25 protein-coding genes are annotated in these 25,046 nt (G+C 61.4%); 13 read left to right on the top strand and 12 right to left on the bottom strand.

What is annotated here, in order from left to right:
• The first annotated feature begins 99 nt into the window (after positions 1 to 99).
• The gene (gene hemN / locus NKI16_RS28945) at positions 100 to 1,449 is read left to right on the top strand and encodes an oxygen-independent coproporphyrinogen III oxidase (protein WP_352828211.1); all 1,350 of its coding nucleotides are present in this window, start codon (positions 100 to 102) and stop codon (positions 1,447 to 1,449) included.
• 554 nt (positions 1,450 to 2,003) lie between these two features.
• On the opposite strand, the gene queE is transcribed toward hemN, so the two are convergent.
• The 3 genes from queE to queC are packed head-to-tail and all read right to left on the bottom strand — an operon-like array spanning position 2,004 to position 3,789.
• Entirely contained in the window at positions 2,004 to 2,738 is a 735-nt protein-coding gene (gene queE / locus NKI16_RS28940; RefSeq protein WP_023679624.1) for a 7-carboxy-7-deazaguanine synthase QueE, read from the bottom strand.
• Positions 2,735 to 3,091, bottom strand: a complete 357-nt coding sequence (queD, locus tag NKI16_RS28935; RefSeq protein WP_023679623.1) for a 6-carboxytetrahydropterin synthase QueD — start codon at positions 3,089 to 3,091, stop codon at positions 2,735 to 2,737. The genes queE and queD overlap by 4 nt, the downstream gene beginning before the upstream one ends.
• Positions 3,091 to 3,789 (bottom strand): 7-cyano-7-deazaguanine synthase QueC, encoded by a 699-nt coding sequence (queC, locus tag NKI16_RS28930; protein WP_023679622.1) that lies wholly within the window; start codon positions 3,787 to 3,789, stop codon positions 3,091 to 3,093. The genes queD and queC overlap by 1 nt, the downstream gene beginning before the upstream one ends.
• A gap of 612 nt (positions 3,790 to 4,401) precedes the next feature.
• Between queC and NKI16_RS28925 the strand changes: the two genes are divergently transcribed.
• Complete coding sequence (locus tag NKI16_RS28925) at positions 4,402 to 4,791, top strand: hypothetical protein (protein WP_023679620.1); 390 nt, start codon at positions 4,402 to 4,404, stop codon at positions 4,789 to 4,791.
• A 1,138-nt stretch (positions 4,792 to 5,929) separates the two neighbouring features.
• Here NKI16_RS28925 and NKI16_RS28920 read toward each other — a convergent pair.
• From NKI16_RS28920 to panB, 9 genes are all read right to left on the bottom strand, one after another.
• The gene (locus NKI16_RS28920) at positions 5,930 to 6,184 is read right to left on the bottom strand and encodes a helix-turn-helix domain-containing protein (protein WP_031212627.1); all 255 of its coding nucleotides are present in this window, start codon (positions 6,182 to 6,184) and stop codon (positions 5,930 to 5,932) included.
• A 723-nt stretch (positions 6,185 to 6,907) separates the two neighbouring features.
• Positions 6,908 to 8,731, bottom strand: a complete 1,824-nt coding sequence (gene glmS, locus NKI16_RS28915) for a glutamine--fructose-6-phosphate transaminase (isomerizing) (protein ID WP_023679615.1) — start codon at positions 8,729 to 8,731, stop codon at positions 6,908 to 6,910.
• Between the two features lie 259 nt (positions 8,732 to 8,990).
• Positions 8,991 to 9,173, bottom strand: coding sequence for a hypothetical protein (locus NKI16_RS28910; RefSeq protein WP_352625292.1), 183 nt, complete (start codon positions 9,171 to 9,173; stop codon positions 8,991 to 8,993).
• A gap of 372 nt (positions 9,174 to 9,545) precedes the next feature.
• Positions 9,546 to 9,734, bottom strand: coding sequence for a DUF2285 domain-containing protein (locus NKI16_RS34130; protein WP_502894601.1), 189 nt, complete (start codon positions 9,732 to 9,734; stop codon positions 9,546 to 9,548).
• A 280-nt stretch (positions 9,735 to 10,014) separates the two neighbouring features.
• Positions 10,015 to 10,389 (bottom strand): transcriptional regulator domain-containing protein, encoded by a 375-nt coding sequence (locus NKI16_RS28900; protein ID WP_352625290.1) that lies wholly within the window; start codon positions 10,387 to 10,389, stop codon positions 10,015 to 10,017.
• Positions 10,386 to 11,036: an acyl-homoserine-lactone synthase gene (locus tag NKI16_RS28895; RefSeq protein ID WP_352625288.1), complete on the bottom strand. Its 651-nt coding sequence runs from the start codon at positions 11,034 to 11,036 to the stop codon at positions 10,386 to 10,388. Before NKI16_RS28895 ends, NKI16_RS28900 begins: the two co-directional genes overlap by 4 nt.
• A 93-nt stretch (positions 11,037 to 11,129) precedes the next feature.
• Positions 11,130 to 11,855, bottom strand: a complete 726-nt coding sequence (locus tag NKI16_RS28890) for a LuxR family transcriptional regulator (protein WP_352625286.1) — start codon at positions 11,853 to 11,855, stop codon at positions 11,130 to 11,132.
• A gap of 95 nt (positions 11,856 to 11,950) precedes the next feature.
• On the bottom strand, positions 11,951 to 12,811 hold the full coding sequence (gene panC, locus NKI16_RS28885; RefSeq protein WP_352625284.1) for a pantoate--beta-alanine ligase: 861 nt from the start codon (positions 12,809 to 12,811) through the stop codon (positions 11,951 to 11,953).
• Complete coding sequence (gene panB / locus NKI16_RS28880; RefSeq protein WP_352625282.1) at positions 12,808 to 13,668, bottom strand: 3-methyl-2-oxobutanoate hydroxymethyltransferase; 861 nt, start codon at positions 13,666 to 13,668, stop codon at positions 12,808 to 12,810. The genes panC and panB overlap by 4 nt, the downstream gene beginning before the upstream one ends.
• Before the next feature lie 174 nt (positions 13,669 to 13,842).
• Between panB and NKI16_RS28875 the strand changes: the two genes are divergently transcribed.
• The 11 genes from NKI16_RS28875 to groEL all read left to right on the top strand — a co-directional run.
• A complete protein-coding gene (locus NKI16_RS28875; protein ID WP_352625301.1) occupies positions 13,843 to 14,811 on the top strand; it encodes an NUDIX hydrolase in 969 nt (322 codons plus the stop codon).
• A 66-nt stretch (positions 14,812 to 14,877) separates the two neighbouring features.
• Entirely contained in the window at positions 14,878 to 15,852 is a 975-nt protein-coding gene (gene nadA / locus NKI16_RS28870; RefSeq protein WP_352625280.1) for a quinolinate synthase NadA, read from the top strand.
• Positions 15,849 to 17,390: an L-aspartate oxidase gene (locus NKI16_RS28865; protein WP_352854303.1), complete on the top strand. Its 1,542-nt coding sequence runs from the start codon at positions 15,849 to 15,851 to the stop codon at positions 17,388 to 17,390. The genes nadA and NKI16_RS28865 overlap by 4 nt, the downstream gene beginning before the upstream one ends.
• On the top strand, positions 17,390 to 18,244 hold the full coding sequence (gene nadC, locus NKI16_RS28860) for a carboxylating nicotinate-nucleotide diphosphorylase (RefSeq protein WP_352643785.1): 855 nt from the start codon (positions 17,390 to 17,392) through the stop codon (positions 18,242 to 18,244). Before NKI16_RS28865 ends, nadC begins: the two co-directional genes overlap by 1 nt.
• Before the next feature lie 94 nt (positions 18,245 to 18,338).
• Positions 18,339 to 19,337, top strand: a complete 999-nt coding sequence (bioB, locus tag NKI16_RS28855; RefSeq protein ID WP_352788701.1) for a biotin synthase BioB — start codon at positions 18,339 to 18,341, stop codon at positions 19,335 to 19,337.
• On the top strand, positions 19,334 to 20,473 hold the full coding sequence (locus NKI16_RS28850) for an 8-amino-7-oxononanoate synthase (RefSeq protein WP_352788665.1): 1,140 nt from the start codon (positions 19,334 to 19,336) through the stop codon (positions 20,471 to 20,473). Before bioB ends, NKI16_RS28850 begins: the two co-directional genes overlap by 4 nt.
• 11 nt (positions 20,474 to 20,484) lie before the next feature.
• Complete coding sequence (gene bioD / locus NKI16_RS28845; RefSeq protein WP_023679599.1) at positions 20,485 to 21,120, top strand: dethiobiotin synthase; 636 nt, start codon at positions 20,485 to 20,487, stop codon at positions 21,118 to 21,120.
• On the top strand, positions 21,120 to 22,385 hold the full coding sequence (locus tag NKI16_RS28840; RefSeq protein ID WP_023679598.1) for an adenosylmethionine--8-amino-7-oxononanoate transaminase: 1,266 nt from the start codon (positions 21,120 to 21,122) through the stop codon (positions 22,383 to 22,385). Before bioD ends, NKI16_RS28840 begins: the two co-directional genes overlap by 1 nt.
• Positions 22,382 to 23,365 (top strand): 3-oxopimeloyl-[acyl-carrier-protein] synthase BioZ, encoded by a 984-nt coding sequence (gene bioZ / locus NKI16_RS28835; RefSeq protein WP_352788662.1) that lies wholly within the window; start codon positions 22,382 to 22,384, stop codon positions 23,363 to 23,365. The genes NKI16_RS28840 and bioZ overlap by 4 nt, the downstream gene beginning before the upstream one ends.
• 430 nt (positions 23,366 to 23,795) lie before the next feature.
• The gene (groES, locus tag NKI16_RS28830) at positions 23,796 to 24,092 is read left to right on the top strand and encodes a co-chaperone GroES (RefSeq protein ID WP_352692538.1); all 297 of its coding nucleotides are present in this window, start codon (positions 23,796 to 23,798) and stop codon (positions 24,090 to 24,092) included.
• 62 nt (positions 24,093 to 24,154) lie between these two features.
• On the top strand, positions 24,155 to 25,046 hold an 892-nt coding region (gene groEL / locus NKI16_RS28825), incomplete at its 3' end, for a chaperonin GroEL (protein ID WP_352924038.1).

Raw genomic sequence — 25,046 nt, 5'->3', positions numbered from 1 at the left:
CTTGCGGCAGTTTGTCCGTGCTGAAGGTTGACCGAAATCAGGGCTTTGCCTCATCAAGGCGTCCAGAGTTCCGGCGACGCAAACACGGTGGACCAGAACATGCGACCGGAGCTAGCTGCCAGACTTGGCGAGAACGTCCCGCGCTACACCAGTTATCCCACCGCGCCGCATTTCCATGCGGGGGTCGATGCCGTCGTTTACCGAGGCTGGTTGGAGGCGCTCGAAGGTGGTGACGAGATATCGCTTTACCTGCATATTCCCTATTGCGACAGGCTCTGCTGGTTCTGCGCGTGCCACACCAAGCAGACACGCCACTACGAACCAGTGACCACATATATGCGCTCACTGGATGCCGAGATCGCCACCGTCTCCAGTCTTGTCGCAGGCAAGGGCCGCGTGCGTGCCGTCCATTTCGGCGGCGGTTCGCCGACGATGCTCAAACCGGAAGATATCGTGGCGCTGGGAACCGTCCTGCGCAACAGCTTCACGTTTCTCCCCGGTGCAAAGATCAGCGTTGAGATCGAACCCAACGATATGGACGATGCCCGCCTCGATGCACTTGCCGAAATCGGCATGACAAGGGCGAGCCTCGGCGTCCAGGATTTCGACCCGAAGGTGCAGAAAGCGATCAACCGCGAGCAGAGCTTTCTGCAGACCAAGACGGTTGTTGATGGCGTTCGTTCGCGCGGCGTCGAATCCGTCAATCTCGATCTGCTCTACGGGCTGCCGCATCAGACCAGGGAGAGCGTCGCCTCCACGGTTGCACAGGCACTGACCCTGGAACCGGATCGGATCGCGCTTTTTGGCTACGCCCATGTGCCGTGGTTCAAGAAACATCAGACGATGATCGACGAGGCCTGGTTGCCGGGTCCGGCGGAGCGGTTTGCCCAATCGCAATTGGCAGCGCGGGCGATCATGGACCAGGGATACGAAGCAATCGGGCTCGATCATTTCGCCAAGCCGGGCGATGCGCTGGCGCTTGCGGCACGCGCCGGGACTTTGCACCGGAACTTCCAAGGCTACACCGAGGACTCCTACGAGACATTGATCGGCCTCGGCCCATCGTCCATCAGCCAGTTTCGCCAGGGCTATGCACAGAATATGCCTTCGACCGCCGAGTATGGACGCATGGTTGCTGATGGCGGGCTGGCCGCTGTTCGGGGTATCGCGCTTTCTGACGACGACCGTGTTCGCGGCTGGATCATCGAGCGATTGATGTGTGACTTCGGCTTCTCGGCGATCGTACTGGTGGAGCGCTTTGGCAAAGCCGGCCAAAGACTTCTCGTCCGAGCGAGTTCCACGGCCCTCCAAGATCCTGCGCGGTTGCTTGAACTTGATGGTGACCGCTTCGTCGTGCCTGCGGAAAGCCGGCCCTTTGTCAGGAGCATCGCGGCAAAGTTCGACAAATATTTCGAAAGTGGAACGGCCAGGCACTCAGCGGCAGTCTGAGCACCGCAGAGGAACGGTCATGGTTCTCAGTCGATCGTGAACCGATTGCGCTATGTTTTTCACTGTTGATCGGCGACCGTCGTGTCGAAACAGGATTCGAGGACCAGACGCGTCTTGGCATAGTGACGATATCGTCCGGTCGTGCCTTCCGGCGCCGTATTCCATTTCGCAGTCCCTGAAGCGCCACGTCGAGTCCGGCCTCTTTTCTGTATCGGAAGCAGTCGACAATCGTCCTGGCCAGATCATGGTTGTCGGCCGACAGCTCCCTTCGGCCTTGCAACAAGAATCCGCAAGGACCGTGCCAGCTGCAGCAGGCGCCGCCGCATCGCACCACCATACTATCCACCCGTGGCTCGCGCTAACCCTTTGATTGGTTCGCGCCAGGGACGCCCGTCGAAACCGAGCCTCGGCAACAATCCGAATCGTAAGCGGCTGGCCACGCTCTTGGTGCCGGTGGCAGAAGTCCGCAAGCACCCCGGCAGCGCCGTCAAGCGTGGGACAACCCGTCCACCCGAATATCTGCCGGCGCAGTTTCAGTGAAAAGCGGGCCTAGGCTAGACGGCTCTCTTGTTACCCCAGAGCATAACGTGCAGCTGCGGCAGCACACGGGCTTCGAACCACCTGTCGCGGGTCACGCTATCAACCAGCCACTCCATGCGCTTCAATATTCCGTCAAGGTCGACAGGCGCGTCTTCATTTGCGGGGCGTGGCGGCGTGTGATTGCCGGGTTGCAGATAGATCGGAAGTCGCGGAAATCTCGCAGCGGCGTCTTTCGCGTAGGCGTAGTCCCTTTCGTCGAAAACAATGAGCTTGAGCACGACTTGCGGCCTGCCTTGTGCCGCCTGGAGACACGCCTCGAAAGCGGCCCAATCGGTCGTCATTTGGCTTGACGGCGGCTTTGGGCTGAGGACTAGCACGTCAAGGTCGGCAAACCAGTCCCTGGCCACCGAACCTTGGGTTTCCAGCGCAAAACGGTAACCTTCACCATGGCCTCGCTCGATGAGCGCGGCGAGCGGCTGGATGGCCGGATTGCCGCCTGACAGCGACACCATCAGCGGGCGGCCACCGGAAAGCGCAAGCACGTTTTGCCACACCGCGCCAATGGACATCATCTCCCATTCATGGCGGAATTGATTGTCCACCGCATGCAGGCTGTCGCACCAGGAACAGCGATAGTCACACCCGCCGGTTCTGACGAAGACGGTCGGCAAACCGATGAGCACGCCCTCGCCCTGGATCGTCGGCCCGAAAATCTCACTCACGCGGATTGCGGGATGCGTATCGGTCATGGCCGGTATTCCGCCCAGGTTTTCGGCGTTTCGCTCACCCGCACGGCCGAGGTTTCGGGCAGGCGTGCCTTGCACCATTCATAAAAATGTCTGGCCAGATATTCCGCCGTGACTTGCTCATGTCCCAGCACGTCGTTGAGATGTCGGTGGTCGAAGCTCTCGTCGATGTAGCGTTTGAATGGCGCCAAATCGTGATAGTCGCGCACGAAGCCGTTCTCGTTCAGTCCATTCGCTGAAAGCTCCACTTCAACGATGTAGTTATGCCCGTGCAGGCGCGCGCATTGGTGATCGGGTGGCAACGAGGTGAGCTGATGCGAGGCTGAGAAGTGGAATTCCTTGGTGATGCGGAACATTACGCGGTCCTCCTTCGCAGCGCATCGAGCCAGAAGTCGGAGTCCTCGTAGTCGGTGGGGTCCGGCTGCCCAGAGAGATGAAACGCCTCGCGCCGCTCGACACAGGTCCCGCACCTCCCGCAGTGACGCTCGGCGCCCTTGTAGCAGGACCAGGTCTGCGCAAATGGCGTGCCGTATGCTGCTCCATTCCTAACAATGTCCGCCTTCGTGAGATTCACATAGGGTGCATAAATGCGAATCTTCGCGTAGCCGTCGAGCGCGTGGTCCTGCATCATCTGGAAAGCGTCGATGAAGGCCGGACGGCAGTCGGGATAAATGAAATGATCCCCACCATGCACGGCCGTCGCCACCGCGTCAGCGTCGTGCGCTGCGGCGAAGCCGAAGGCAATGGCCAACATGATGGCGTTCCGGTTCGGCACCACCGTGACCTTCATCGTGTCTTCGGCGTAGTGCCCGTCGGGCACGTCCACATTATCGGTCAGCGCGGAGCCGGAAAGGCCGCCGCCGATCTCGTGGATGTCGATGATGCGGTGCGGGACGCTCAGTCGCTCCGCACAAAGGGCGGCGAAGCCCAATTCCTTCCTATGCCGTTGGCCGTAATCGAAAGATAAGAGGCCGGCGAGTTCGTGCTCCGCTGCCACCTTGTGAGCAAGGGTGACGGAGTCCAATCCGCCGGAGCAGACGACGAGAGTCTTCATTGTTGGGTCCTTGTTTTAACCGGGTAGGCTGCGACCGGAGATTTCTCTGCGCTCCCAGTACTTCAGGAAATCCATTTTGTGAAGTGAACGGGGGACGAGTTTCATGCGCTGACGTGCCGCTGTGTGCAAGGCGCCCTCGCGGTGAGCCTGCAAGGAACACGGACTAGCGAAACGTCACGCTTCAGCGGAATGCTCAAAGGCGAGCGCACCGGAATATGCTCTGCAGGAGGTCCGGACCTTCGTAAACAAAGTTCTCGACGATCAAGCGCCCGGCGGTCCCGAGCTTCGAGGGACGCCACCGCGAGGGTTTCAGGTACAAGACGGCCCGAGGATGGGCTTGCCGCAAGAGAACGGACTTACCAGTGGGATGTTCAGCGACGCCGATGCAGATGTCTGGAATGATCACGACATCAATTGTCGCGGCAACTTTGGCTGGCCTGCTCCTCGGGTTCCGTAGATCCAGCGCATTCCGCTTCAGGATCGGTTCGAACCGGAGCACGCCCTCGGTCAATGGACTGACCGGCAAACCCTGAATGATCGGTCGTGAGCCGACATCTGTGAACAAGCGGTGTGGTCGATTGCTATCACCCATGTGTTGCGCGCAGGTACCTTATGGCAGTGGATGAACTGGATTTGATGGTTTTACGGCTGGCGGTCGAAAGCGTCCGCTCGCTCTCCTTAAGCTTCGCTGAAAAGGCCGCCGAGGTAGCCACCAGGAGCCGCGGCATCCTGCTTTTCGACGTGCGGGTCGACGGTGACGCGGAGGTCCAGCGGGTCGCAGCCATCCGATATCAGGGCGACCAGATCGGCGTGCTGGCGTTGGACAGACAGGGTCTTGTTACCCACCAGTGCATCGTCAACGGTACGTTCTCACATTTCACTACGCCCTTGGAGAACTGGCACAGCATGCCCCTGTCGATGCAGGCCAAGATCGATGCCAACGGCCATGCCAGTCTCTTCCTAGGGGCCTTGCGAAATGCCGGACATTTGCTGGGCAGCTAGCATTTGGCTAGAATGCATCTGTGAATTTTTGCATGCGCATCGCTGCCGCGGCGGTCGCGGCAAAGCGATCGCCGCGATGATGGCGATCAACGCGCGGGCGTTGCATCGATGCGCGATCGTTTAGACAGAGGTCTCCGCCTGGCATCGAGCAACATGCACGGAGGACGCAAAGCGCAAATGCATCAAGTATTTGAAGGGACGAGCCCCTCGCGCAAATGGAGCTTGCGCTGCCGTTGTCATTCCATCGTGCCGCCGAACTCGGGGGCGTGACGATCGACCACGACGGCCTATTTTTTTGCAAAGCCGAATGTCCCGATTCCGAAGCCACGAAAAAACTCCGATCACAGCGAAGAATAGTAACAACACGGGCGACGCAAGCCGCCTTGCCGTAGCAGGGGAGGTGCTTGCGGTGCTCTCACCGACACGAGATCGCAAATGGCACATGGGTGAGCACCAGAACTGGCGACACCCATGGTGATCGGCTTGACTCGCTGGAGGAAGCACAAGGCTCAGCGGGCAGAGGCGCAAGCGACGGTCGGACACTGGCTGGCTGCTCGGGATCTGATCGAGGCGTAGTCGGACAAGGAAGCGTAGTGCCCTACCTCGATGTTCCTAGAAGCGCGCCGGCAGCCTGGCGGGGGGGCTTGGGGTTAGACTGCCGGCGCACGCCACTCATGAAGAGCGGCCCCTTTTTGCTGTTCCGACACCCATAGTCAACCCGGCAGCGTCTGGATGCCCGCTGTGCTCTTTTCAGAGCGGCGCGCGATGCCGGCCATGTCGGCCGATCCTGCCTAGTCCAGGATGGGGGGCCACTCTCGTCGGCCGAGTTGATGCTCCAGCCAGTATCGCCTTGCCGACCAGCATGAGTTCGCTGTTAGCAATCCATCGTCGCGAGCCGATGCTATCGTGCACGTGTCGCAGCACTCCGGGCGGCTATATCGCCTAAGACAGCATGACGAAGCGTTCCAACTTCCTGTTCGGCGAGCCCGTGTGCAGTTCCATCGGACAGTGGACGAGAATTCTCTTGGCGGTACTGCGCCAGAAGGCATTCGCGTCCAACGGAATCAAGCGACGACTATCAGCCGCAAACTTCACATCACAAGAGCGGTCTTCCACCCATTGCAGATTATCCGACTGATCAGGCGGCGTCCGATATGTCCGCCTCTGCCTCAAGAATTCCCACAGGTATGGACAGCGATCTTGCTATCCGATCCCGATAGCCCTTGTTGTACCTCACACCCCGCTCGATGTTTTGGATTTCCTCAGCGGCAAGCCCGCACGCCACCGCGAGGTCCTCGATTGAATACCCAAGGTGCTCACGATAAGCGCGGATGATGTGGGTCCCCTGCGACATAGCCGTCAAGACTGGCTCGGGAATGCGCGAATCCTTCATAAACATCTCCAAGAAGATGGGAGCGCCTGACAAATCGGGAGATTTCCTCCCCGACCCTGGCGCACACCCAGCAAATCAAAAAAATGGACGTCCATTCGGCCGGACCGGCCTCATCCATGGAATGGGCCACTTGAAATTGGCAGCCGGGTCGGAATATGGCGGCTCACCTGCTTCTGATCAAGTTCTAAGAACCTGCCCACCCTGAGATGGCCTGATCGGCTGTAGCGCATTCGACCTGCGATCCTACACGACTCACTCTCGCCGATGGCTTTCTTGAACAGCAACTCGAACTCCCCCTGACGCCTCCAGTGGCTATTCGCGGCACCGTCCACCCAGCCTCGCGGACGCTGATACCTTCGACCAATTTCCACCGCCGATGCAGCGAAAGACGCGCTTGTGCTTGAATCACACATCGATCAACGCTGTTAACGAAATTTTTTAAGCCGCCGATGCTTGTTCGGAGACCGAAAGGATGGGGCGCCCGAGGAAACAGCCGAAAGGGCCGCGCGCTTTTGTGCTGACGTCGGCTTGAGCAAGCTCGATCCGGCTGCCCTGTGCAATCGCCCGACCGGCCGAAAAAAGGATGGCGATTGTCATGATGCGGCGACGGCGAGTTTCCCGAAATTGCAGCAAGCAATGGTCATCTGGTTCATCCGGGCTTCGGATCCAGACAGGGGGTAGCGCTTTCGATGGACGAGCATCGCCACCTATAAAGGTTCGCAATCATTCGACCGTGACCGATTTTGCGAGATTGCGCGGCTGGTCTACATCTGTGCCCATGAAGAGCGCCGTGTGGTAGGCAAGAAGCTGTATCGGCAGCGAGAAGATCATCGGCGCGATAATCTCGTCGACAGCCGGCAGCACGAGCGTGTGCATAGTGTCGAGTTTCGATGCGGCGGCCCCTTTTTCATCGGTGATGAGGATAATCCGCCCTCCACGGGCAGCCACTTCCTGCATGTTGGAGACGGTCTTGTCGAAAAAGCGATCATGGGGCGCGATGACGATCACTGGCATGTTGTCGTCTATCAATGCGATCGGACCGTGCTTCAATTCACCCGCCGCATAGCCCTCGGCATGGATGTAGGAAATCTCCTTGAGCTTCAGCGCACCTTCCATCGCTAGCGGGAAACTGGTGCCACGGCCGAGATACAGGACGTCACGACACTTTGACAGTTCGCGCGACAGGAACTCGATCTCCGGCTGGATGCTGTTGAGTACCTGGCCCATGACGCGCGGCACTTCGGCGAGGCTCCTGACGAGCGCCTGCAGCTCGTCTTCGGTTACGGTCCCGCGGGCTCTGGCGGCGCCGATGGCGAGTGCGGCTAGAACGGCAAGCTGGCAGGTAAACGCCTTGGTGGAGGCGACGCCGATCTCCGGTCCGGCAAGGATCGGGAAGACCGCATCGGCCTCCCGAGCGATGGTCGATTCGCAGGCATTGACGATAGCGCCAATTTTCAGCCCACGCTCCTTGCAGTACCTCAACGATGCGAGCGTATCGGCGGTTTCGCCGGACTGCGAAATGAAAAGAGCCGCCGACTGCGGCGACAACGGGATCTCGCGGTAACGGAATTCGGACGCAACGTCGATTTCAACCGTCAGGCGCGCGTAGCGCTCGAACCAGTATTTTCCGATCAGTCCGGCGAGATAGGCGGTCCCGCAGGCCGAGATCGCCAAGCTCGGGATCCTGGCGAAATCGATGCCAGAAACCATGTCGGCGCGATTCTCTATGATGTTGCTATAGTGACGGAGAGCATGGGCGATGACTTCGGGCTGCTCGCAGATTTCCTTCTCCATGAAGTGGCGATGATTGCCCTTGCTGGCCAGATCGGCCGCGGCCGTGGAGGTATGGCGCGGACGCTCGACGGGGTGGCCGTCGAAATCGAAGATATGGGCGCCCGAATTGCCGACAACGGCCCAGTCGCCCTCGATGAGATAGGTAATTTCATTGGTGAAGGGAGCGAGCGCGATCGCGTCGGAGCCCAGGAACATCTCGCCGTCGCCGTGACCGATCGCCAGCGGTGGTCCGTTGCGCGCCGCCATGATGGTCGACGGATCATCTTCGAAGAGGACGGCAAGCGCATAGGCGCCCCTGACGCGTTTCAGCATGGCACGCATCGCCTCTTGCCGCCTCATGCCCTCCCGGCGGTGTCTTGCCAAGAGATGCGCGACGACCTCGGTGTCGGTGTCGGTCTGGAACTCGGCGCCAGCCGCCGCCAATTCGTCCTTCAGCTCGGTGAAATTCTCGATGATCCCGTTATGGACGACGGCGACACCGTCGGTAAAGTGCGGGTGCGCATTGCGTTCCGTCGAGGCCCCATGGGTTGCCCAACGCGTGTGGCCGATGCCGATGTTGCCGCTCAGTGGCTCTTCCTTCAGTCTCCTCTCGAGATTGACGAGCTTGCCCTCGGCGCGCCGGCGGTGCAAGGCACCTTCGGTGATCGTCGCAACGCCGGCGGAATCATAGCCGCGATATTCCAAACGCTTCAATGCGTCGACTAACCGATCCGACACCGGCTGTTGCCCAACGATGCCAACAATCCCGCACATGTTCGTCTCCCCATTCTTGCCGGCAGCTTCAGCCCACGCGAGACGGATACCCATCCGGCCGCGTTCATTGGGAACCTTGTAGTAGTATTCGGTAATATTGGTACAATTGATTGTAGGGATAACTATCATCCACCCCATGGATGAGTCGCGTTTGTGGGCCCTGATCTAACTTCTCGTTGCGCCTGACGCCCTCATGCCCGAACGCAAGCCCACACCCCGCGGCACGAAGGAACAATCGGCCATGCGCGAACCATCCCGGCTACGCACCTGACCACGGACCGCCGCCGCTCATGATCACGCGGTGATCGGCATGATCACAAGCACTGTAGTTAGGCAGCGTCAGCGACGCATGATCGGCATCATCATCATCGGCAACGTCGGCGCCGTCGGCATGATTCACGTGTTCGTCACGTTGATCATAATCATCGTCGCCGCCGATCAAGTTTCTGATTGCCTGCCAGTTTGACGCGGCTTTCGCCGGTAGAGCTTAGCCCGCGATGGCCTATCAATACGCTGTTAGTCGGCATGGCCGAAACCGAGAGTCAGGCGGCGCACGCCACAGAGCACGTTCAGCGACCGTTTCAGTCAGCGCCGGCTTTCTGGGGGTTCGTAACGGTCATCAGGATTCTCGGGGCATGAATGCACTATCACAAAAGCCTTGGTTCTCAGTGCTTCGTCCGTATTACTCAAACCCGATTCCCGCAGCGGAAGAACTAGGCGCGTGTTACGTTTTGTACAAGGCACAATAGCAGTGAGAAATGGAGATGATGCCTGCGCGTTTTCTAACAAGACAATCACCAAGCTGGCACCCGAATTACATCAGGAACTGTCTATAGCCGCCGCTCATCAGGTAGCGGCCACGTTGGATGGCGCGACGCACCTGATCGCGAAGATGGCTACCTGGATGAGACCAATCTTCTTCGACACGGCGTCTCCCGAACAGGGCAATGGCGATCTCCTGATGAGATGCTCCCGCAAGCGAGCCATCCAAAGCCTGGAGCACGATCCGCAGACGCGCTCCGCGGGGTTCCGGCGGAAAGCAAGCAGCTGCCAGGCGGCCGCAACCATTGATGTCGCTCAGGAACTGAAGGGCAGCGACATGGAACTTCAGGTGCTGCGGCTGCACGATCGCGTCGACATATAGCCGCAACGGGCGGAGAACGGATGCACCGGAAAGGGCGATCTGCAGACTCCGGCAGTCCTCCCTCAGCAGCACGTGCTGCACGCCGGCAGGCGTCAGCAGGATGTCCTTGCAGCATGAGAGCGAAAAAAGGTCAAGCGGTTCAAAACCGTGGTCGAGCCCAACCGGCTCCGCGGCCGCCCGTAGAATACGGGCGCAGTCGCGCGGATCCCAAAAGACCCTTGCCGACGTAGCGTCCGACTGTGGCGCGTCCGCGAAAAAGGAGGCTCCATTGTCTTAGGAAAGATGATCCTGTCGTCAACTCGATTATCTTCATGTCGGCCTGGGCTCCGACAATGCAGGCGGACGGTGCCATTTTGGCGTGGTCGCGCTGGAATTGTGGATTGCGCCGAAGAAACTCCCAGGCCCAGGCAGTGCGTGGCAATCGTCTGGCGTAATGGTAAGCTTCGTGACGACGCCAGTCCGGCCAGCATTCAAGACCGACCGTCGCTTCCTTGGGCAGACCAGCACGCTTCACGGCTCAGGTGTCCACAATGCCGACGGGCCTAGAACCGGTTGCCACAGCACCGGTCCGCTCAGACGTCCCCTGCTGCGGATGCGCAAAAGGCTCGCGTGGGAAATCTCGAGAAACCCGGCCACCCCCTCCGTTTTGCCGACGGACTTGGGTTGTCCGATGCGCGACAATGGCCACGTCGCGAGGCGAAGGATCCGTTCCATGCGCGTGTCCGTCACCGTTACTATCCGGGTCAGATCCTTGGCCAAGCCGAACTCGATCATGCCCGCGAAGAGCTCGTAGGTTGCCTGGGCCAGCCCGCCCGCTGCCTTGGGCGCCGACGGAGGGAGATCGAGCGCGAAACGACTGCTCTCCCATATGTCGGCAGTCGAGGGCACGACGTCAGCACCCAGCAGCACCGGGAACGTGTCGCGCAACATTGTGGGTCCGGTGCTGGGCAAAAGACGCACGCAACCGCGAATTCGCCAGTCGGATCCCTTGAGGAGCAGATAGACAGGCTTCAGACCATCAAACGGGTCTGTTTCCATCTGGTCTTCGGTATCAACTTCCCAATCGAGCCTTTCCTTGAACACCCGAAACCTGAGCCCGTGCATCTCTTTGAGCTCGCTTGCGAACTCGTCGTAAAGGTCTGGTGTTATCAGCTGCATCATGGTCGCCTCCGTGCGGGATGTGTTCCCGCCATCGAAGGGCAAAGCCGGCAGCGATGCAGCCTGTAGAGGTTTACAGCTATCGTGGCCGACGAATCAGGATCTCGCCTGGCCGGAGGCAGCCAGTCGTGCAACGGCCTGGTTGATCGTTCGAACGCCAAGCTTTGCCTTGGCGTTTTCCAGATGAAAGGTCACGGTGCGCTTTGAGACGCCGAGAAGCTGGCTGATAACCCAAGCCGACTTGCCGCGCGCCGCCCATTTCAGGCACTCGAACTCCCGCGGGGTGAGCGTTACACCGTCCACCACGCGATCGTCGGCGAGCCTGCGCCGGACATGGCTATGAAAGTTGATGGCCACCAGCTGCAATGCTTTTTCGTAACGTGTCAGTGACCGCAACAGAGGCGGGCGGGACTCGTCGGAAGCAAAGGTCAGGGCAGCAAACCGGCCGCGATGATCATGCATGGATATCGTCAGGCCGCCGCGGATGCCAAACTCAGCCGCACTCTCCAGAATTTGTTGCTGCGAATTCGGCAGACAGTGCCGAGCGCGATCCACACCCCAATCGAAGGTATCCCAGCCTTGCAGCCCGCGCAGGATGACCGGATCAAGACTGTGGTACCGCTGTTGCAGATAACGTGATGTCCAGGATGAAGGATAGTTTGAGATCAATTGCGGGGCGTCGCCGGGGGCCGACGGGTAAGTGAAGTAGGCGAATAGCGGAAAATCGAAGCCGGCTGCAGCGGATGCCATTGCCTCACGGAGATCGGCAGCATCAACACTCGCAGACAGTTGCTCGACGAAGTTCTCAAACACGCGATGCATTTGCGCTTTGCGTAACCTCCGTGATCGCTCGATGCCAGGCAGAGACCTTGTTTTAAACGATCCCCGGACGGATACAGCGCGTGCCGAGAACCCCGTTAATCTGTTGAAACCCGTGATATTCTGACGTTGTCTATGAGCCGTGTGCCGCCGAGCCAGGCCGCGACAAGCAAGCGTGCCGGTCGGTCAAGGCTTGTCATCGGTCGCAGATCTGCCTCGTCGCGAAGTTCCAGGTATTCGACCTCGCGATAGCCCGCAGCCAGAATTGCTGCGCGCGCATCGGCAAGCGTTGGCAGGACGGGCGAGCCGCGGGCAAGCCGCTCAGCCGTCTGGAGCAATACCGATGGGAGCTTGGGGGCAACAGCACGCTCTGCTGGCGAGAGCCGGACATTGCGCGATGATAGTGCAAGACCGTCGGCTTCGCGGACTGTCGGACAAGGAACAATGGTGATTGGAATATCCAGGTCCCGGGCCATACGCCTGACTAGCTGAAGCTGCTGAAAGTCCTTTTCGCCAAAGAAGCCGAAGTCAGCGCTGGTCTGCAGGAAGAGCTTGGCGACGACGGTCGCCACGCCATCGAAATGTCCCGGCCGGAAGGCACCGCACAGGCCCTCGCTGACACCGGACACCGAAACGGTCGTGGCGAAGGCCGCCGGATACATCTCCTCTGCATCCGGCGCATAAAGCAGGTGCGCGCCAAGCGGTGCCAGTTTGGCGGCATCCTCGTCCTCGGTGCTCGGATACGCGGCGAGATCGGCCTGGCTGTTGAATTGCTTCGGGTTGACGAAGAGCGTCACGATCACCCGGTCGGCCTTCACGAGTGCCGCGCGCACCAGGCTGAGATGGCCCTCATGCAGGACACCCATCGTTGGCACGACGGCAATCCTCACGCCCTCGCGGCGCCATGCGGCGACAATTTCGCGAAGCTGGGCAACGCTCCTGACAATCGGCACGCTCACGCTGCTTCTCCGCTCTTGGTGCCGTCCGCGTCGGTGGGCTTGGGCGCATCGGCAAACACGTGCTCGGCGGCCGGAAACTGGCGCTCCTTCACTTCCCGCGCATAGGCCGCGATCGCAGCCGCAGCGGCCTCCCCCAGTTCAGCATAGCGCTTGACGAATTTGGGCCGGAAGTCGCCGAAGAGGCCCAGCATGTCGTCGACGACGAGAATCTGGCCGTCACAGGCTGCCGAGGCACCGATGCCAATGGTCGGGGTCGCCACCTCCCCGGTGATCCGGCGGGCGAGCGCCTCGGGAACCTTCTCCAGCACGACCGCAAAGGCGCCCGCTTCGCTCACCGCAAGCGCGTCGCGCCTGATGCGCTCGGCATCCCCGCCTCTGCCCTGCACGCGGTAGCCACCGATGGTGTTGATCGCCTGCGGCGTCAAGCCGACATGGGCCATGACCGGCACGCCGCGCGCGGCGAGGAAGCCGATCGTCTCTGCCATCGTTTCGCCGCCTTCGAGCTTGACGGCCGCGCAGCCGGTCTCGGCCATGACGCGCGCGGCATTGCGGAAAGCCTGCTCGGGGCTTTCCTCGAAGGAACCGAACGGCAGGTCGACCACCATCAGCGCCTGCTCGAGGCCACGGCGCACGGCCTGGCCGTGCGTGATCATCATCTCCAGCGTCACACCGAGCGTCGAGGGCAGGCCGTGCAGAACCATGCCGACGCTGTCGCCGACCAGCACCACATCGCAATGGGGATCGACAAGCCGGGCGACTGGGGTCGTGTAGGCGGTGAGGCAGACGAGCGGCGTCCCACCTTTACGCGAACGAATATCCGGCGGTGTAATCGCCTTGGTGTCACCAAACGCACTCAATGGACCCTCCTTCCCCAACGTTACCAACCGCGGGTGTCGCGTTTGCCACATTTTTGTGCAAGTGCGAAGAGCTAAAAAATGGCCGTGCAGCTGTGCGGTGTTGACGTGCGGACAGGCGCGCTTACACTTAAATCGATTCAGGCGCCCCCGAGCTGGCCAACCACTTTCGCGAACATGGACGATCAGGCAATAGGACCCAGGAAAGACAGAGCCGCCGTCAAGGCCGACGAAGTCAAAGTGGACCTGATCGCCTTTGTCGTCGCCGTAAACGACAGTGAACCCTGTGTCCTCACCATCGGCCAGGCGGACACCCTGCCCTCCGGACCATTTGCGCTTGAGCACCGATCGCTGCAATCCGGTTTGAGGGGGTGGGTCGAGCAGCAGACCGGCCATCCGCTGGGGTATATTGAGCAACTCTACACCTTCGCGGATCGGGATCGCATCGGCGCCGAGCGCCAGCAACGCGTCATCTCCATCAGCTATCTCGCATTGACCCGCAAGGAACAGGCAGCTGGCTCGCCCAAGTGCGGCTGGCAGAGTTGGTATGAATATTTTCCATGGGAGGACCACCGCTCCGGCACGCCTCCGGTCGTGCTGGACGTTCTGCGACCGCGCCTGATTGAATGGGCAGACGGCGTCAGCGACGCGGCCGCGCGACGTGAACGCTGGCAGCGGGCGACGATAGCCTTCGGCTTCGACGACCGCCTTTGGAACGAGGAACTCACGCTTCAACGCTATGAGTTGGTCTACGAAGCAGGCCTGGTCCAAGAGGCCGGAAGCGGACGGGACGCGACGCCGCCTCCGCTGGTGCCCAGCAAGTCTATGGTCGCCGATCATCGCCGCATCGTGGCGACCGGCATTGCGCGGCTGCGCTCCAAGATCAAATACCGGCCGGTCGTCTTTGAGCTGATGCCGCCGGTCTTCACGCTTTTGCAGCTGCAGCGAACCGTGGAGGCGCTCGCCGGCAGGCTCATCCACAAGCCGAACTTTCGCCGCCTGATCGAGCAGCAGGAGCTGGTCGAAGAGACCGGAGAGGCCACCACGGAGACCGGCGGCCGGCCAGCGAAGCTTTACCGGTTCCGCCACGCCGCTCTCGACGAGAGGGTCATCGCCGGGACAAAATTGCCGCTGGCGCGGGGTTGACATCCCTTATACTCACAGCAAGTATATGCTGGTTATTTTCAACTAGAGTATAAGCTGGAGGGGTCGATGAGCGCCATGCTGCCTACGGCCGCGTTTCTCTACGAGCGCGTCCGACGAGTGATCCCGCCGATTGAATGGCCGGCTTTCGTCGAGGATATCGAGGCGATCCTTGCACTGAAGCGCGAGCGCAACGCCATCATCCTGGCGCACAACTATCAGACCCCCGAGATCTTCCATTGCGTGGCCGACATCGTCGGCGACAGCTTGGCACTGGCCCGCACGGCTGCGACGATCGAGGCGCAAGTCATCGTGCTGGCCGGCGTGCATTTCATGGCCGAAACGGCCAAGCTCCTTAATCCGGACAAGACCGTGCTCATTCCGGATCTCAGCGCCGGATGCTCGTTGGCGGAATCGATCACGGCAGAAGACGTGCGCTTGATGCGCCAGCGTTATCCCGGCGTGCCGATCATCACTTATGTCAACACGTCGGCCGAAGTGAAAGCCGAGTCGGATATCTGCTGTACATCCGGCAACGCCAAGGCGGTCGTCCAATCCCTTGGCGTTCCCCAGGTGATCATGTTGCCGGACGAATATCTGGCCCAGAATATCGCCGCCCAGACCGATGTGCAGATCATCGCCTGGAAAGGGCATTGCGAGGTGCATGAGCGCTTTACACCGGCCGACATCCGCGAGTTGCGCGAAAGCCATCCCGGCGTGATCGTGCTCGCGCATCCCGAATGCCCGCCCGACGTCGTGGCTGAAGCAGATTTTTCCGGCTCGACCGCTGCCATGTCCGACTATGTCGAAAGGCAAAGGCCGCCACGTGTCGTGCTGATGACGGAATGCTCGATGAGCGACAACGTCGCGTTAGCGCACCCAGAGGTCGAGTTCATCCGGCCCTGCAATTTGTGCCCGCACATGAAGCGGATCACGCTTGCCAACATCCGCACGGCGCTCGAGCAGAACCACCATGTCGTAACCATCGAACCCGGGATCGCCGGGCGCGCGCGGCTTGCGGTCGAACGGATGCTGGCAATTTGAGCGCCGATATCCGCAGCTTCTTCGGGCGGCCCATCATCATCGGCGGCGGCATCGCCGGACTGATGACGGCGCTTCAACTGGCGCCGGAGCCGGTGCTTCTTCTGTCCAGGACGCTACTGGGAGCTGACAATTCGAGCACCTGGGCACAGGGTGGTCTGGCTGCAAGTTTCGGCGAAGACGACGATCCGGAACTGCACCTGGCCGATACGCTTGCCGCCGGGGATGGTCTCTGCGACACAGACGTGGCGAGCCGCATCCTCCAAGCCGCGCCCAAGGCGATAGAGGGGCTTGCGGGCTTTGGGGTTCCCTTCGACCGTACGTCGAAAGGATCACTGTGCCTCGGATTGGAGGCCGCACACAGCCGACGTCGCATCGTTCATGCGCATGGTGACGGCACCGGGCGTGAAATCATGCGTGCCCTGATCGCGGCTGTGCGTTCCACTCCGTCGATTGTTGTCGTGGAGGGCACGGAAGCGCGCCGGCTGGCGGTGCGAGAGAACGCGATCCGAGGCGTCTGGGCGAGCGGTTCGATAGGACCTGTCTTCTTCGGCTCACGGCGGGTCGTCCTCGCCACCGGTGGGATCGGGGGACTGTTTCTCGACACCACCAATCCTTGGGGCAGTTGCGGACAGGGCCTGGCGCTTGCGGCCCGCGCTGGAGCTGTTCTTGCCGACCTCGAGTTCATCCAGTTCCACCCGACCGCGCTTGACGGCCCGGAACGCCCTATGGTGCTGGTCAGCGAGGCCGTCCGCGGCGAAGGTGCTGCCCTGATCGACGAAACCGGCCAGGCTTTTCTCCAGAGCGTGCCAGGGGCGGAACTTGCGCCTCGTGATGTCTTGGCGCGCGCCGTCTGGAACCATCTTGCCAACGGCCACCGTGTTTTTCTCGACGCGCGGCAACGGCCTGGCCCGGAATTTGCTCGACACTTCCCGACAATCGCATCAGCCTGTCGTGGAGCCGGCATCAATCCCGCGCGCGATCTCATCCCCATTCGTCCGGCCCAACACTACCACATGGGTGGCGTTGCCGTGGACGGCTCCGGTAGGACGTCCGTCAAGGGGCTGTGGGCCTGCGGCGAAGTCGCTTCGACAGGACTGCATGGCGCCAACAGGCTCGCCAGCAATTCCTTGACCGAGGCCGTCGTGTGCGCCCGCTGGGTCGCTGAAAGTGTCGCCGGAACGCCTGCTCGCAGAACAAAGCCTGCGTTTGCGGACGTTTACCCATCGCCCGCTCCGACACCCGTGCGTGTTTTCCTGTCGCGCGCACTCGGCATCGTCCGGGATGGTGAAGGTTTGAAAGCAGCCGCACGTGCCTTATTGCCGCTCGCCGAAAGCAAGGACGCGGCCTCGGATGCGGCGGCTGTCGGGCTAATGATCGCGGTTGCCGCCTTGTTGCGCCAAGAAAGCCGCGGCGCTCATTACCGGACAGATTTTCCTCATCATGCGACTGTCGCCCGACGGTCCGAAATCACCCTCGAAGCCGCCTTGGCCGCTGCGCGGGAACTCGGAAACTCCCCAAGCCTCGAAGGGGCAAAGTGATGACGCTCTCACCGCTTCCCACGGTCATGCTTGAGCCGCTTGTAAGGGCAGCTCTTCTTGAAGACCTTGGCAGAGCCGGCGACTTGACCACGGAGGCCATCGTCCCGAAGGAACACCAAGCGGGAACCGTGTTGGCGGCGCGCCAGTCCGGAGTTGTCGCCGGCCTCGATCTGGCGATGCTCGCTTTCCGCTTGATTGATCCTGATGTCGAAATTTCGGTGGAGCGGGCAGACGGCTGCAATGTCATGGATGGAGAGGTCATTGCATCAGTGGTTGGCCCTGCCCGGGCCATTCTCACAGCCGAACGGACGGCACTCAATTTTTTGTGCCATCTGAGCGGCATCGCTACAGCAACGGCATCGATCGTCGCTGCGGTTCGTGGATATGGCGCGAAGATCGTCTGCACGCGCAAGACGACGCCCGGATTGAGGGCAGTCGAAAAGTATGCGGTGCGCGCGGGTGGCGGATCCAATCACCGTTTCGGCCTCGACGACGCAATTCTGATCAAGGACAACCACATCGCCATCGCAGGCGGCGTTCGCCCGGCGCTCGAGCGAGCACGAAGACGGGCCGGTCATCTCGTCAAGATCGAAGTCGAGGTCGATACGCTGGCCCAGTTGGAGGAGGTACTTGGCTTCGCTCCCGATGCGGTTCTGCTCGACAACATGTCCCTCGCCGATCTTCGCCGCGCGGTCGCAATCGTTGGTGGCCGCACTATCACCGAGGCTTCTGGCGGGATCACGTCCGATACAGCGCGAGCGATTGCCGCGACCGGCGTTGATCTGATTTCAGTCGGCCGACTGACCCACAGCGCGCCGATCCTGGATATCGGCCTCGACTATTGGGACTCATGATTGCCTGAGGAACGAACAGGATCGAATCAACTGTCCTTTCCGATCGTCGTCAATCAGACAGCAAAGCAAGGCAGAACCGGAGAACAGCATGGACATGCAAACAGCCAGTCCAACGCAGACATCGCCACAGGCTCAATCCCCTGACCCTGGAGCGTGGACCCTGGAGAAGGCTCAGGCACTTCACGATGCCCCCTTCAACAATCTCCTCTTCCTCGCGCAAACCGTGCACCGCCAGAATTTCGATCCAAACAAGGTCCAGCTCAGCCGGCTGCTCAGCATCAAGACGGGCGGATGCCCGGAGGATTGCGGCTATTGTAGCCAGTCGGCGCATCACGAGACCGGCCTGAAGGCGTCGAAGCTGATGGAGGTCAGGCGCGTCATCGTCGAGGCGAAGAAAGCGCGTGACGCCGGCGCAACCCGCTATTGCATGGGCGCGGCCTGGCGAAACCCCAAGGCGCGCGACATGGATGCGGTGGTGGCGATGGTCGAAGGCGTCAAGGCGCTGGGCATGGAGACCTGCATGACGCTCGGCATGCTCGATCTTGAGCAAGCCGCTCGACTGAAGCAGGCTGGTCTCGACTTTTACAACCACAACATCGATACGTCGGAACGCTACTATAGCGAGATCATCAGCACGCGGAGCTTTGCGGAGCGGCTCGAGACGCTCGAGCACGTTCGCCAATCCGGCATCAATGTCTGCTGCGGCGGCATTGTCGGCATGGGCGAGGAGCCGGTGGACCGGATCGGCATGCTGGTGACGCTGGCCAACCTGCCGGAACATCCGCAAAGCGTTCCGATCAACATGCTGATCCCGATCCCCGGCACCCCGCTTGCCGACGCCAAGCCCATCGAGCCGATCGAATTCGTGCGCGTGATCGCGCTGGCGCGCATCATGATGCCGAAATCGCATATCCGTCTCTCCGCCGGCCGCACGGCCATGACCGACGAGATGCAGGCGCTGTGCTTTTTTGCCGGCGCCAACTCGATCTTCGTCGGCGACACGCTGCTGACGGCGGACAATCCCGGCGAGGACAAGGATACCCTGCTGTTCCGGCGCCTCGGCATCGAGCCGATGGAACTCGAGGCGCAATGAACGGGGCACCGCTTGCCCGCTATGAGGCGACCTTGCAGGGACTGGCGCGCAAGGACCGGCTGCGGACGCTGAAGCCGCGCGCCGGGCTCGACTTCTCGTCGAACGACTATCTCGGGCTTGCCGCCTCCAAAAGACTTGGCGAAGCGGTTGTGGCGGCGATTGCGCGGGGCACGCCGGTTGGCGCCACCGGGTCGCGGCTGTTGCGCGGCAATGCACCGGAACACGAGCAGCTCGAGGCAGACGCGGCAGCATTCTTTGGAGCCGACGGCGCGCTATTCTTCGGCAGCGGCTACATCGCCAACTTCGCTCTGCTGACTGCGCTGCCGCAGAAGGGCGACCTTTTGGTCCTCGATGAGCTCGCCCATGCCAGCATGCATGAGGGTGCGCAGGCCGGGCGCGCCGAGTTCAAGCTGGCCGCGCACAACGACGTCGATGCTGTCGAGGATGCGATCACGTGTTGGCGCGCCGAAGGCGGCATGGGATGCGTCTGGATCGCGGTGGAAAGCCTTTACAGCATGGATGGCGACTGCGCGCCTTTGGAGAGCCTTGTCGCGCTTGCCGATCGGCACGAGGCATTCCTCGTCGTCGACGAGGCGCACGCCACCGGCGTCTGGGGACCGGACGGCCGGGGGCTGGCCGCCGCTTTCGAGGGCCGCGACAACATCGTCGCGCTCCACACCTGCGGCAAGGCGCTCGGCGCATCTGGTGGGCTCGTGACCGGGCCGAGGACACTGTGCGAGTATCTGATCAACCGTTGCCGGCCATTCATCTACGCCACCGCGCCATCGCCGCTGATGGCGGTCGCGGCGCGCGAAGCGCTCGCAATGCTCGCCGACGAGCCTATGCGGCGTGTTCAGCTGCATGAACGCGTTGCCCTCGCAGGCCGCCAATTGGTCGATCGCTGCGGTGTGATGCCAAGTGGCTCTCAGATCCAGCCCTTGGTGATCGGCGATGTCAGGCGCACCATGGCAATGGCGGCGCGCCTGCAGGCCCGCGGCTTCGACATACGCGGCATTCGTCCGCCGACCGTGCCCGAGGGCACGTCGCGGCTGCGCATCTCACTGACGCTCAATATAGGCGAAGCCGACATTTCCGCCATGGTCGAGGCGCTCGTCGAGGTGTTGGCGCAGACATGACCGGAGGCGACATGACCAAGCGCATCGTCATCACCGGAACAGACACCGGAATTGGCAAGACGGTGTTTTCGGCCGGGCTTGCCGGCCTGCTTGACGGCTTCTACTGGAAGCCGGTGCAATCGGGCCTCGACGGCGAGACCGACAGCGAGGCGGTTGCGCGACTTGCCGGGCTGCCGTCGGGGCGCGTGCTGCCGGAAGCCTACCGCTTGAAGAGCCCGCTTTCGCCGCATCGTTCGGCCGAAATCGACGACGTTTCGATCGAGGCTGCCGATCTTTCGTTTCCGGTCCTGCCGACACCGCTCGTCATCGAAGGCGCCGGCGGGCTGATGGTGCCGCTGAACCGCCGGACAAGGTTCATCGACATATTCGAGCAATGGCAGTTGCCGGTCATTCTGTGCGCCCGCACCGCGCTCGGAACAATCAATCACACCCTGCTGTCGATCGAGGCCCTGCGGGCGCGCGCTATCCCGCTGGCTGGCATCGCCTTCATCGGCGATGAGATGACCGATACGCAACGGACGATCGTGGAATTCGGCGACGTGCCGCAACTCGGCAGGCTGCCGCACCTCGATCCGCTAACGGACAAAACGCTGAGACAAGCGATGATTGCCGGCTTCGACCTCGCTTTGATTGCCGGAGGCGAATGATGCCGCATTCCCGTGTGTGGCATCCCTTCACCCAGCACGCGCTCGAGCCGGCAATCCCTGAAATCGTCCTGACTGAAGGCGCCTATCTCCACAAAGCCAATGGCGTGCGCATTCTGGACGCCATTTCCTCCTGGTGGGTCGTCACACATGGCCACCGCCATCCCCGCATTATAAAGGCAATCGAGACGACCGCCTCGAGCCTCGACCAGATCATCTTCGCAGGTTTCACGCACGAGCCTGCCGAATGCTTGGCCAAGGCGCTTGTCGGACTCGCTCCCGCCGGACTCGACTGGGTGTTCTATTCCGACAGCGGCTCGACCAGCGTCGAAGTCGCGCTGAAGATGGCGCTCGGCTATTTCCGCAACATCGGCGCGCCGCGCTCGCGCATCGTCGTCATGGAGCACAGCTATCACGGCGACACGATCGGCACGATGAGCGTCGGTGCCCGTGGCGTGTTCAACGCCGCCTACGAACCCTTGCTGTTCGAGGTCGACACCATTCCCTTCCCGGCCGCCGGCCGCGAGCAGGAAACGCTGGATAGATTCGAGGCCGTCAGCCGCGACCGGCGCGCCGCCGCGCTGATCATCGAACCGCTGGTGCTTGGCGCCGGCGGCATGCGGATGTATCCGGCCTCGGTTCTGACCGGATTGAAGAAGATCGCCGAAGCCTCCGGCACGCTGCTGATCGCCGACGAGGTGATGACCGGCTGGGGCCGCACCGGGAGCATGTTCGCCTGCGAGCAGGCATCGATTTCTCCGGATATCCTGTGCACCTCGAAGGGCCTGACCGGTGGCACCATCCCGCTGGCGGCCACACTCGCCACCGATGCCATCTTCCAGGCTCACTATTCGACGGACAGGAAGAAGACCTTTTTCCACTCGAGTTCCTACACCGCCAATCCGATTGCCTGCGCGGCAGCACTCGCCAATGTCGAGATCTGGCAGGACGAGCCGGTGGCCGAGCGGATCGCGGCCCTGAGCGCGAAGCAGGCCGCCGGGCTTAGACGCTTTCGCGACAATCCCTACTTCACCGACAAGCGGACGACCGGCACGATTGCGGCGCTCGATCTTCGCGCCGGCTCAGCCGGTTATCTGGCCGAAATCGGCCCGAAACTGCGCGCTTTTTTCCTCAAGCGCGGGCTCCTTGTGCGCCCGCTCGGCAATGTCCTCTATCTTCTCCCGCCTTATTGCATCACCGGCGAGGAGCTGGACGGGCTCTATGACGCCATCGAGGAAGCCGGCGAACGCTTCGGTTCGAGGCCATGAGCAGGTCGTCGCGCCTTCTCGGGTTTGGCCATCATGCGCCTGGGCGAAAGGTGGCCAATGCCGAAATCGAGAACAATCTCGGCCTCGAACCGGGCTGGATCGAGCGGCGCACCGGAATTCGTTCGCGCTTCTGGGCAACGGACGAAGACACGCTGTCTGGCTTGGCCACGCAAGCCGGCGACATGGCTTTGGCGAACGCCGGCATTGCGCGCCACGACATCGGTCTGCTGTTACTTGCCACCTCGACGCCCGATCACCTCCTGCCGCCCAGCGCGCCCCTGGTCGCACATCGGTTGGGGCTGGGCCGCGCCGGCGCTGTCGATCTGACCGGCGCCTGCGCCGGCTTCATCTATGCGCTGATGTTCGCGGACGGATTTACCCGCCTGCACGGCAAAGCGAGCCTTGTTATCGCCGCCAACATCCTCAGCCGCCGCATCAATCCAGCCGAGCGCGCAAGCTCGGTCCTGTTTGCCGATGCCGCCGGCGCCCTGGTGATCGGTCAGTGCGATGATGCTGATCGGGGCATTCTCGGTGCCTCGGTGGATTCGGACGGCTCGCGATACGGGCTGATCCAGATTCCCGCAGGAGGAAGCAACAAGCCGTTCCACGGTGACCTCGATCTCGCGCAAACCCGAATGAGGATGACGGACGGCCGCGAAGTGTTCGCAATGGCCGTGGAGATGATGACCGATTGCTCGACAAGCGCTCTAGCCGCTGCCGGAGTGCGGCCACACGATCTCGGCCGGTTCGTGCCGCATCAGGCCAATACTCGGATTTTCGACGCGGTCGGGAGGAACCTCGGCATCGCGGACCAAGCAATTGTCAAGACGATTGCCGAATACGGCAACTCTTCGGCCGCGACGATCCCGCTGTCGCTCTCGCTCGCCAACCAGATGAAGCCATTCCAGCCTGGAGAGAAAATCCTTCTGTCGGCGGCGGGTGCGGGTCTCAGCGGCGGCGCTCTCGTGGTTGGAATCTAGCCGGCCGGCTCACGCGCGCAGGACTGGTCATGAATGGCGATAGGGCAACAGAACCAATGCCAAAATGGCCTTCTGAAGCTCGACATGACCGAGCTGACGCAGCACGACCCCGTGCGAGCCTCTGGATGAGATCAAATGCATCACCCGTTGCATCATTCGTGCCATCTGAATAAAGCTCAAATACAAAGGGTGAGCCGCCCCATATATGTCTGATACCCGACATTGTTCACATAAAAGGCTCGATGCTTACACGCTCTTTACTCTCTTCTCTTTGCTGTCTGCTCTTTTCTCTTTGCTCTTTGCTCTTCCGTCTTGACTAGCAGGAGCATGCGGCTTATCTCATTGCCGCGTTAGCACTCGCTTCGGCTGAGTGCTAAGCACGCTCCGGCAACGGAGAACCGTTCAACATTCGCACCAAGGAAATCCAAAAATGGCAAAGTCGAATTTCCGGCCGCTGCATGACCGCGTGGTCGTTCGCCGCGTCGAGTCCGAAGCGAAGACCGCCGGCGGGATCATCATCCCCGATACGGCGAAGGAAAAGCCGCAGGAAGGCGAGATCATCGCCGTCGGTTCCGGCGCCCGTGACGAGGTCGGCAAGCTCGTCCCGCTGGACGTCAAGTCCGGTGACCGCATCCTGTTCGGCAAGTGGTCGGGCACCGAAGTCAAGCTCAACGGCGAAGACCTTCTGATCATGAAGGAAGCCGATATCATGGGCGTCATCGGCTGACACGCCGCCTTTCATCCGCACCATCCAATCTGAATTTCGGGCGAAATGCCCAGGAGTAAAAAATGGCTGCCAAAGACGTAAAATTCTCCCGCGACGCTCGTGAGCGCATGCTGCGCGGCGTCAACATCCTCGCCGACGCGGTGAAGGTCACGCTCGGCCCCAAGGGCCGCAACGTCGTCATCGACAAGTCGTTCGGCGCACCGCGCATCACCAAGGACGGCGTCACCGTCGCCAAGGAAATCGAGCTTGAGGACAAGTTCGAAAACATGGGCGCGCAGATGGTCCGCGAAGTTGCTTCGAAGACCAACGACATCGCCGGCGACGGCACCACCACCGCGACCGTTCTGGCACAGTCGATCGTCCAGGAAGGCCACAAGTCGGTTGCCGCCGGCATGAACCCGATGGACCTCAAGCGCGGCATCGACCTCGCCGTCGCCGACGTCGTCGCGACGCTGATCAAGAACGCCAAGAAGATCAAGACCTCGGAAGAGGTTGCCCAGGTCGGCACCATCGCCGGCAATGGCGACGTGTCGGTCGGCTCGATGATCGCGGAAGCGATGCAGAAGGTCGGCAATGAGGGCGTCATCACCGTCGAGGAAGCAAAGACCGCCGAGACCGAGCTTGAAGTCGTTGAAGGCATGCAGTTCGACCGCGGCTATCTCTCGCCCTACTTCGTCACCAACGCCGAGAAGATGGTTGCGGATCTGGAAGACGCCTACATTCTTCTCCACGAGAAGAAGCTCTCCAACCTGCAGGCCATGCTGCCGATCCTCGAGGCCGTCGTGCAGACCTCGAAGCCGCTGGTCATCATCTCGGAAGATGTCGAAGGCGAGGCCCTGGCCACGCTGGTCGTCAACAAGCTGCGTGGAGGCCTGAAGATCGCTGCCGTCAAGGCGCCGGGCTTCGGTGATCGCCGCAAGGCCATGCTGGAAGACATCGCCATCCTCACCGGTG

The sequence above is a fragment of the Mesorhizobium sp. M0698 genome (assembly GCF_040320455.1).
Lineage (GTDB): Bacteria > Pseudomonadota > Alphaproteobacteria > Rhizobiales > Rhizobiaceae > Mesorhizobium.
This window is presented reverse-complemented; position numbering and strand designations above follow the sequence as displayed.

What these genes read in the sequence shown, in the direction of transcription:
- NKI16_RS28875 (WP_352625301.1), top strand. Translation starts at nt 13,843, where the DNA reads ATGGACGATCAGGCAATAGGACCCAGGAAAGACAGAGCCGCCGTCAAG.
- NKI16_RS28925 (WP_023679620.1), top strand. Translation starts at nt 4,402, where the DNA reads ATGGCAGTGGATGAACTGGATTTGATGGTTTTACGGCTGGCGGTCGAA.
- bioZ (WP_352788662.1), top strand. Translation starts at nt 22,382, where the DNA reads ATGAGCAGGTCGTCGCGCCTTCTCGGGTTTGGCCATCATGCGCCTGGG.
- glmS (WP_023679615.1), bottom strand. Translation starts at nt 8,731, where the DNA reads ATGTGCGGGATTGTTGGCATCGTTGGGCAACAGCCGGTGTCGGATCGG.
- nadA (WP_352625280.1), top strand. Translation starts at nt 14,878, where the DNA reads ATGAGCGCCATGCTGCCTACGGCCGCGTTTCTCTACGAGCGCGTCCGA.
- queE (WP_023679624.1), bottom strand. Translation starts at nt 2,738, where the DNA reads ATGACCGATACGCATCCCGCAATCCGCGTGAGTGAGATTTTCGGGCCG.
- nadC (WP_352643785.1), top strand. Translation starts at nt 17,390, where the DNA reads ATGACGCTCTCACCGCTTCCCACGGTCATGCTTGAGCCGCTTGTAAGG.
- queD (WP_023679623.1), bottom strand. Translation starts at nt 3,091, where the DNA reads ATGTTCCGCATCACCAAGGAATTCCACTTCTCAGCCTCGCATCAGCTC.
- groES (WP_352692538.1), top strand. Translation starts at nt 23,796, where the DNA reads ATGGCAAAGTCGAATTTCCGGCCGCTGCATGACCGCGTGGTCGTTCGC.
- hemN (WP_352828211.1), top strand. Translation starts at nt 100, where the DNA reads ATGCGACCGGAGCTAGCTGCCAGACTTGGCGAGAACGTCCCGCGCTAC.
- bioD (WP_023679599.1), top strand. Translation starts at nt 20,485, where the DNA reads ATGACCAAGCGCATCGTCATCACCGGAACAGACACCGGAATTGGCAAG.
- NKI16_RS28850 (WP_352788665.1), top strand. Translation starts at nt 19,334, where the DNA reads ATGAACGGGGCACCGCTTGCCCGCTATGAGGCGACCTTGCAGGGACTG.
- NKI16_RS28890 (WP_352625286.1), bottom strand. Translation starts at nt 11,855, where the DNA reads ATGCATCGCGTGTTTGAGAACTTCGTCGAGCAACTGTCTGCGAGTGTT.
- NKI16_RS28895 (WP_352625288.1), bottom strand. Translation starts at nt 11,036, where the DNA reads ATGATGCAGCTGATAACACCAGACCTTTACGACGAGTTCGCAAGCGAG.
- NKI16_RS28920 (WP_031212627.1), bottom strand. Translation starts at nt 6,184, where the DNA reads ATGAAGGATTCGCGCATTCCCGAGCCAGTCTTGACGGCTATGTCGCAG.
- NKI16_RS28840 (WP_023679598.1), top strand. Translation starts at nt 21,120, where the DNA reads ATGCCGCATTCCCGTGTGTGGCATCCCTTCACCCAGCACGCGCTCGAG.
- bioB (WP_352788701.1), top strand. Translation starts at nt 18,339, where the DNA reads ATGCAAACAGCCAGTCCAACGCAGACATCGCCACAGGCTCAATCCCCT.
- queC (WP_023679622.1), bottom strand. Translation starts at nt 3,789, where the DNA reads ATGAAGACTCTCGTCGTCTGCTCCGGCGGATTGGACTCCGTCACCCTT.